Origin of the sequence: Rhizobium sp. IBUN (genome assembly GCF_000510625.1) — a bacterium.
Taxonomy (GTDB): domain Bacteria; phylum Pseudomonadota; class Alphaproteobacteria; order Rhizobiales; family Rhizobiaceae; genus Rhizobium; species Rhizobium altiplani.
In genome coordinates this window covers 62,030-68,845 of record NZ_AZNV01000030.1, presented here as the reverse complement: position 1 = coordinate 68,845, position 6,816 = coordinate 62,030, and the positions used below count along the sequence as shown (strand labels likewise).

8 protein-coding genes and 1 pseudogene are annotated in these 6,816 nt (G+C 58.6%); 2 read left to right on the top strand and 7 right to left on the bottom strand.

Annotation, left to right across the window (positions count from 1 at the left end):
* A partial coding sequence (locus RHIBUN_RS0123625; protein ID WP_025661448.1) for a LysR family transcriptional regulator occupies nucleotides 1-374 on the bottom strand: 374 nt, incomplete at its 3' end.
* A gap of 108 nt (nucleotides 375-482) precedes the next feature.
* Here RHIBUN_RS0123625 and RHIBUN_RS0123620 point away from each other — a divergent pair.
* Nucleotides 483-746 (top strand): helix-turn-helix transcriptional regulator, encoded by a 264-nt coding sequence (locus RHIBUN_RS0123620; protein WP_018859157.1) that lies wholly within the window; start codon nucleotides 483-485, stop codon nucleotides 744-746.
* A gap of 120 nt (nucleotides 747-866) precedes the next feature.
* On the opposite strand, the pseudogene RHIBUN_RS33810 reads toward RHIBUN_RS0123620, so the two are convergent.
* From RHIBUN_RS33810 to RHIBUN_RS0123600, 5 genes and pseudogenes are all read right to left on the bottom strand, one after another.
* A pseudogene (locus RHIBUN_RS33810) lies at nucleotides 867-1,357 on the bottom strand (GNAT family N-acetyltransferase).
* Complete coding sequence (locus RHIBUN_RS0123610) at nucleotides 1,354-1,653, bottom strand: DUF1778 domain-containing protein (RefSeq protein ID WP_025661447.1); 300 nt, start codon at nucleotides 1,651-1,653, stop codon at nucleotides 1,354-1,356. Before RHIBUN_RS0123610 ends, RHIBUN_RS33810 begins: the two are co-directional and overlap by 4 nt.
* Nucleotides 1,654-1,737: 84 nt before the next feature.
* On the bottom strand, nucleotides 1,738-2,067 hold the full coding sequence (locus RHIBUN_RS35620) for a type II toxin-antitoxin system RelE/ParE family toxin (RefSeq protein ID WP_084659794.1): 330 nt from the start codon (nucleotides 2,065-2,067) through the stop codon (nucleotides 1,738-1,740).
* Complete coding sequence (locus RHIBUN_RS0123605) at nucleotides 2,064-2,369, bottom strand: type II toxin-antitoxin system RelB/DinJ family antitoxin (RefSeq protein ID WP_025661446.1); 306 nt, start codon at nucleotides 2,367-2,369, stop codon at nucleotides 2,064-2,066. Before RHIBUN_RS0123605 ends, RHIBUN_RS35620 begins: the two co-directional genes overlap by 4 nt.
* A gap of 235 nt (nucleotides 2,370-2,604) precedes the next feature.
* Nucleotides 2,605-3,540, bottom strand: a complete 936-nt coding sequence (locus RHIBUN_RS0123600; RefSeq protein WP_025661445.1) for a LysR family transcriptional regulator — start codon at nucleotides 3,538-3,540, stop codon at nucleotides 2,605-2,607.
* Between the two features lie 106 nt (nucleotides 3,541-3,646).
* Here RHIBUN_RS0123600 and RHIBUN_RS0123595 point away from each other — a divergent pair, with 106 nt between their 5' ends.
* On the top strand, nucleotides 3,647-4,666 hold the full coding sequence (locus RHIBUN_RS0123595; RefSeq protein WP_025661444.1) for a putative sulfate exporter family transporter: 1,020 nt from the start codon (nucleotides 3,647-3,649) through the stop codon (nucleotides 4,664-4,666).
* 352 nt (nucleotides 4,667-5,018) lie between these two features.
* Here RHIBUN_RS0123595 and zwf read toward each other — a convergent pair whose 3' ends face one another.
* On the bottom strand, nucleotides 5,019-6,476 hold the full coding sequence (zwf, locus tag RHIBUN_RS0123590; protein ID WP_025661443.1) for a glucose-6-phosphate dehydrogenase: 1,458 nt from the start codon (nucleotides 6,474-6,476) through the stop codon (nucleotides 5,019-5,021).
* Nucleotides 6,477-6,816: the final 340 nt, after the last annotated feature.

The window sequence follows — 6,816 nt, the reverse complement described above, 5'->3', positions numbered from 1 at the left end:
GCGATATGGATGCGGACATCGGGATACTTGCGGGCGATCTTGGCAAGGAAGGTCGGCAGCATGCCCATGGTGGCCGGGTAGATGCTGCCGATCCTGATCTGGCGGATGCGACTGCCGCCGGCTGCCCGCGTCAATTCGGTGGTCAGGTCGATGTCGCTTAAGATCCGCACACAGCGATCATAGAAGGTTTCCCCTGCCCTGGTCAGTTCCACCCTTCTGGTCGAGCGGATGAAGAGCGGACAGCCAAGCTCCCTTTCCAGCGACATCACATGATTGCTTAGTGCCGGCTGGGCAATGCACATCCGGGCTGCCGCCCGGCCGAAGTGCAGTTCCTCGGCCACCGCTTTGAAATAGGAGAGTTGGCGTAGTTCCATGAGGTTCGCCGATCCGCTTTTCCCAGAGAATCCCTGTCCGGGAGGATTAATATATTATGTCGGATATATCCTATGGATTAATGCAACGCAAGATGGTGGCCATGAAATATGGACACTCGTGCTCGCATCGCTTGGAATCTTCGACAATTGCGCTCATCGCTGGGCGTTACCCAGGAAAACCTGGCGGTCGATGCGGGAGTAGATCGCACAGTGATTAGCGATCTCGAACGAAGCAAACACAATGCATCAATTGATCTGCTTGATCGCCTTGCAAGGGCTCTCAAGGTGGACGTTGCGATCTTTTTCACCTCGCCTGATCCGGCCGATCCTAGGCCGGAGCCATTGAAGCCCGGTCGCAAATCGCACAAGTAATGTTGGAAAAACCTAATCGGTCGCCTTGACGAGAAGCGAACCCACAACACGGCATGGTTTCTACACTGGTTACAGCCAGTTAGAAACGACTGTAAGTGCGCTGCGCCAAATGTCGAAAAACTAAGGTTGGGAGTTCATCACGCTGTTGAGATCATTCAAGCCGATCATCAGCATCATGGAATCAGATGAGGAAGGCAGAAAGCCCACCGCCTCATAGAAGGCTCGCGCGCCATCGGAAATCGCATGCACCAGCACGCCGCGGATGCCGAGGATTTCTGCGGCATTGAGCAAGCGCAAGCCTGCGTCGCGCACCAATGCTATCCTGCGCCCCTGATTGGACTGATCGATGGCGAGACGACGAAGCACGGCAACCGGGATTGGATCTGACATGTTGCGCCGAAAACGGCCGGGAACTCCCGGCTGTTTCACTGCGTCGGAAGCGAGTGCGTAATAGGCGATGCCGCGATTTTCTTCACACAGGTGCGCGATGCGCCACATGCCCGCTTGACGCGAGCGCGGCGACGCAGCCAGTCATCCAGTTCAAGGACGCCGGCATTAAGCTCTGGAAGCTCGTGGTGATCTGGCAGTGGTGTCGGTGCGCTGAAAGTCACGCCTCATCCCACGGCGCTTTGGTCGACATGGTGCGTTTCAGACGCTCATCGGGTTGCGTGGGCGCATCCAGTCGCGCAAGGTATTCTGCATAGATTTCGGGGCTGACCGTGAAGATAGTACGGTTGAGTAGCACTTCCTCTGCGCGGCGTTCAGAGGCTTCCAGCATGAAATCCGTGCGCGTCTTGCCAAGTAATTCAGCAGCGCGGTCTATCAAGTTGCGGGTCGCAGGCTTGATACGCATATTCAGCGGCACGCTGGCGTCCGGGCTTTTATTCCTATGCGGGGTGGTGGGCATAGAAATCTCCTGTTTTCACCGACCATATAGCGGAACGACGTCATCTTTACACGTTTCGTGGCGCGCTGTTTCGACACCTCAACTTCATTGCCGGTCTTGAACGGATCCGAACCGACGCACCGCTAATAAGGGCCGATCTAGCTGGTCAGCAGGGAGTCTGGCCATTCCTTCCTGCACGCCATGAAGGACGCGAAGAATGCGTACGGTTGTTTCGCACGGCGTCCCGGTGATCACAAGTTCGCGTGTGCCAGGAATTCTGCCAATGCGACCGCTCACAGGAAAATCGATCAAGCGGCGAGTTGCGTCCACAATCCGTTCGTCGATTAAGACGGCAGCTGAAGGATTATCTGTCTCGATATATGTGAATATGGCATCGCGATCAGATAACGCGAACGCAGACCAAGTAAGCTTCACGATTTGCGCGCGCTCGCCCTAAGTCGGGCTGCCGCTCGACGTTCCGCAAAATGGGCCTCAACCTCATTATCTGGGATGTCCGGTCGAGTATCGTTCAGCGCCTCAAGCACCCTAGTGCGAAACCAAGCGTCATGCGCCTCGCTCGAAAGGAGTTCGAGGGGCAGCGCGCCCTCGTTGGCCGTGCGCGTCAGCAGGATACGGACTGCGTCCGATACCGTAAGGCCCATGCTCTCAAGCACGGCGGAGGCACGATCCCGAATTTCGGCATCAATGCGCGTTTGGACAAGTGCATTTGCAGCCATAACTTTCTCCACATCTGAAGAGAAAGTAATGCATTTGAATGACAAATCAACAAGAAGTTTAGAACCATCATCAACCGCTTGCGGCTCTTTTATGCTCTCGAACGGATCCGAACCGTCGCCACCCTCAGCTGATTTGGCTCAGCTGCTGGATTATTGGAAAATCGGCCACATAAGCCGCTGTTGTGGAACAATCGCCATGACTATGGCGGCTGTAGGAGGGCCAGCCCGGGTCTTTTTATCGAGCCGATACATAGTTTGCCGCAACCGTTGCAGCGCTGGATGAGCTTTGAGCCGAATGGCCGCACATCTCGATTAGCCTCGAGGCGGCCTTGCTGCTGTGCCGCTCCTTGTGCCTAAGGAGCCGGAACTCGCGAATCGGCCGGCAGAAATTGACTTCGATCAGCTTGCCGGCTTCGATGTGCTGCTGGGCGGCAAGGCGGGAAACGGCGGCGGCACATATGCTGTCTTTCAGCGCCGACAGGATCGCCTCGTTGGAGGGAAGCACCATCGCGACGTTGAGATCATCCGAATTGACACCGATCTTGGCCAGCGCATGCTCGAATACCGAGCGGGTTCCAGAACCCTCCTCGCGCATCACCCAGCGGGCGGCCGTGAAATCGCTGGCGGCAAGCGTCTTGGCGCCCGCCCAGGGGTGGTTTGCCGCCACAACGACCACCAGTTCGTCCTGGTCGATCACCGATGCGGCAAGCGCCGGCTCATCGAGATCGCCCTCGGCGAAGCCGACATCGGCCTCGCCATCGATGACGGCGTCGGCAACTGTACGGGTGTTGCCGATGGTGAGCTTGAGGTCGATGCCGGGGTGAGAGGCATGAAACCGCATGAGCCGGGAAGGCAGCCAGTAGCTTGCGATCGTCTGGCTGGCGAAGACGCTGAGCGTCCCGCGCTGCATCCCGCCGAGTTCGCTGAGTACGAGTTCGGTAGCGCGGGCTCTCGCCAACAGCGCTTTCGACTCGGAGAGAAAAATCCGGCCGCTCTCCGTCAGCTCGATGCGCCGACCGACTCGGTGAAAAAGCTCGACGCCATAACGGTGTTCCAGGTTCTTGATGGCCGTGCTCACGGCGGATGGCGTGAGATTGATCGAGGCGGCAGCCTTGGTGAGATGCTCCCGCTCCGCCACCGCGACGAAAATTGCAAGCTGTTCAAAGGTCATGGGAAATCATTCTACTTTCTCGAATAAAACGTAGAAGAATATTCGATGGAAGTCGACGCAATTAGCTGAAAAATCTGAAGGGCAATCGCTGAATTCCAGGTGCCCGATGACCCTCCAGAACTATTTCAAACATAGCAGCCAGATCGTTCCTGGCCTGCTCGTCTGTATTGGCGTTGCTGCCGCTGCCTATCTGTTCGAGCGGCTCGAACTTGCGGTGTTCGGCGTCGGTCCTTTTGAAGCGCTCGTCTTTGCGATCGTTATCGGGATCGTCACGCGAACGGCTTTGCCCAGCAGGAAATCCTGGCAGCCTGGCATCAGCTTCAGCTCCAAGACATTGCTCGAGATCGCCATCGTGCTCCTTGGCGCGTCCCTGAGTTTCGGGACGCTGTGGAGTGCCGGTGCGACACTTGTTGTCTGTGTCGTGGCGATCGTGGTCATCTCGATCTGCGTCAGCTTCCTCGTCGGCCGATTGTGCGGCCTGTCGGACCGACTTGCCATGCTGATCGCCTGCGGCAATTCGATATGCGGCAACTCCGCCGTCGTCGCCGTGGCGCCGGTCATCGACGCGGATTCCGATGAGGTTGCTGCCGCGCTCGCCTTCACCGCGGTCCTGGGCGTTGCCTCCTTGCTCATTTTGCCGCTGATTTATGTCTATGCGGGCATGACGGCGAGACAATATGGTGCGCTGGCCGGCCTGACCGTCTATGCGGTGCCGCAGGTCCTCGCTGCGGCCGCCCCTGCGGGGTTGGTCGCCGTGCAGACCGGAACAGTGATCAAGCTCCTTCGCGTCTTGATGTTGGGGCCGGTCATCTTCGTTCTCGGCCTTCTCCGGACGGACCACAGAGACTGCGCACAGGCGCAGCGCGGTCTTGTTCCCTGGTTCATCATCGGCTTCATCGTCGTCGTGATCGCCCGTTCGATGGGGCTCATTCCAACCGCCCTCATCCCGATCCTCCTGACGATCTCGGGCGGCCTGACGGTCGTTGCGATGGCCGCCCTCGGCCTCTCGGTCAATATGCGGACGGTGGCCAGCAAAGGGAGACGAGTACTTTTCGCGGCATCGGCTTCGCTGCTATTACTGACGACGATGAGCTACTATTGCGTACTCCTCGTCCTCGCGAAGTGAAGGCGCCCAAGAGTCGGAGGCAGAACGGCGTTGTAAGGTTAGGGTTTTTTCGTGCGCTTCGCCATGGCGCTTGGCTCAGCCACTGGTCCGGTCACGGCCCTCAATGCGCGATCTCGCTGAGGCGATTCAGATGGACGGCGATGGCTGAACGTCGCGAACGGGCGGCATGAAGAGATTTCGCACTATTTGGGCGAAGACAAACTAACATCCCTGAAGCCGCAGATTTTATCGTTCGACGAAAGCAACATCGTTCGCGATAGGCTGCACTAATCGATAAGCTTGGACCTCGCCGGTGGCGAAAAGCTCCACGACAAACTGATCGCCCGGATATGCATGCCGGCAAGGATGCCGGTTACTCCTTGGCCGAATCTCGCCAGGCTCGCTCGAACGGCAGGCGCCAGGCATGCGGGGCGATGAGCTGGTGGATCGATTTCGGCCCCCAGCCGCCCTGATCATAGAGGCGCACCGGTGGAGGGTTTTCCAGAAGAGGTTGCGAGACCTCCCACAATCGCTCAATACCCTCTGCGGTGTTGAACAGCGTGTGATCGCCACGCATGGCGTCGAGGATCAGGCGCTCGTAGGCCTCGAGCACTTCGCCGATCAATCCGGTTTCGCTCATGGCGAACTGCAACGATAGCTTGTCGAGCCTGAAGCCCGGGCCAGGCCGCTTGCCATAGAAGGACAGGGAGACCTTTGAGGCATCGGCAAGGTCGAACGTGAGGTGGTCCGGCCCTTGTGCCCCAACGCCCGAACCGGCCGGAAACATAGATTTGGGTGGCTCGCGGAAGGCGATCGAGATGATGCGTTGACCCTCGGCCAGACGTTTTCCCGTCCGCAGGAAAAAGGGCACACCCGCCCAGCGCCAGTTGTCGATGGCGCATTTCAAGGCGATGAAAGTATCGGTGTCGCTCTCCGGATCGACCCCGGGCTCCTTGCGGTAGCCGATGTATTGGCCGCGCACCACGTCGCGTGGCTCGATCGGCAGCATGGAGCGGAATACTTTATTCTTTTCCTCCGAGATCGGCGCCGGCTCCAGAGCCGTGGGCGGCTCCATCGCCATGAAGGCGAGGATTTGAAAGAGATGGGTTACCACCATGTCGCGATAGGCGCCTGTCGTCTCGTAAAAGGCGGCGCGAGTTGAAAGTCCTAGCGTCTCCGGAACGTCAATCTGCACGTGATCGATGAAGTTGCGGTTCCAAATTGGCTCGAAAAGGCCGTTGGCGAAGCGGAAAGCCAGGATGTTCTGCGCCGGCTCCTTGCCGAGGAAATGGTCAATACGGAAAATCTGCTTCTCATCGAAAACCTCGTGCAACTTCGTGTTCAGTTCCACAGCGCTGGCAAGGTCCGTCCCGAATGGCTTCTCCATGATAATCCGGCAACGCTCGACCAGTTCGGCCTGGGCAAGGAGTTGCACGGCCGGAAGCGCTGCCTTCGGCGGCACAGAGAGATAGTGCACGCGCCGCGTCTCCGGCCCGAGCGCCTCCTCTGCCCGCTTCACCGCTTCCTTCAGGACGCCGGCGCCGGCAGAGAGCGAGACATAGTCAAGCGAAGCGGAGAAATCTTCCCATTCGGCCTCAGTGAACTTGCGAGTCAGGAACTGGTTCAGCGACTCGCGTGCGATAGCGCGGAAACCATCGGCATCAATCTCGTCGAGTGAGACGCCGACGATGCGGCACCCCGGGATGAAGCCGGCCTTAATGAGATGAAACAGCCCCGGCAGCAGCTTGCGCCGCGAGAGATCACCCGTTGCACCGAAGAGAACGACGAGCTGCGGATAGCCAGGTCCGACCTGAGTGGAATTCTTTCGCACAGTGCCCGTTCCTTTTTCTGCCGTTGCGCCCTGAATAGAGGCATGAATTACCCAGTCAATCAAGGTCTTACGGTCTCTGTGTGCGGGAAGCCGCGCGGCTGCAGGGACGACGGAAGACTGCGAAATCGGCGTTACGCGGAACACACCTTCCCGGGTGGAGCCGCCGTCGCATGTTCTCACCGCTAGCGTGCGCTCGTCCGTCGTGCTTCAAGCCGAGCATCGTCCGGTAAGCCAACTCGCCTCTGACGGGGAGCCAAGGATTATCCCGGCGTCTCAAGATACGTATCGTCTTCGCACTTGCGACGAGTCCTTGCCTCGTCAGTAAGCAGACAAGGGTGCC

Bases quoted from the DNA above. Each gene is read 5' to 3' on its own strand.
- RHIBUN_RS0123620 (WP_018859157.1), top strand. From the start codon at position 483: ATGGACACTCGTGCTCGCATCGCTTGGAATCTTCGACAATTGCGCTCA.
- RHIBUN_RS0123610 (WP_025661447.1), bottom strand. From the start codon at position 1,653: ATGCCCACCACCCCGCATAGGAATAAAAGCCCGGACGCCAGCGTGCCG.
- RHIBUN_RS0123605 (WP_025661446.1), bottom strand. From the start codon at position 2,369: ATGGCTGCAAATGCACTTGTCCAAACGCGCATTGATGCCGAAATTCGG.
- RHIBUN_RS0123600 (WP_025661445.1), bottom strand. From the start codon at position 3,540: ATGACCTTTGAACAGCTTGCAATTTTCGTCGCGGTGGCGGAGCGGGAG.
- RHIBUN_RS0123595 (WP_025661444.1), top strand. From the start codon at position 3,647: ATGACCCTCCAGAACTATTTCAAACATAGCAGCCAGATCGTTCCTGGC.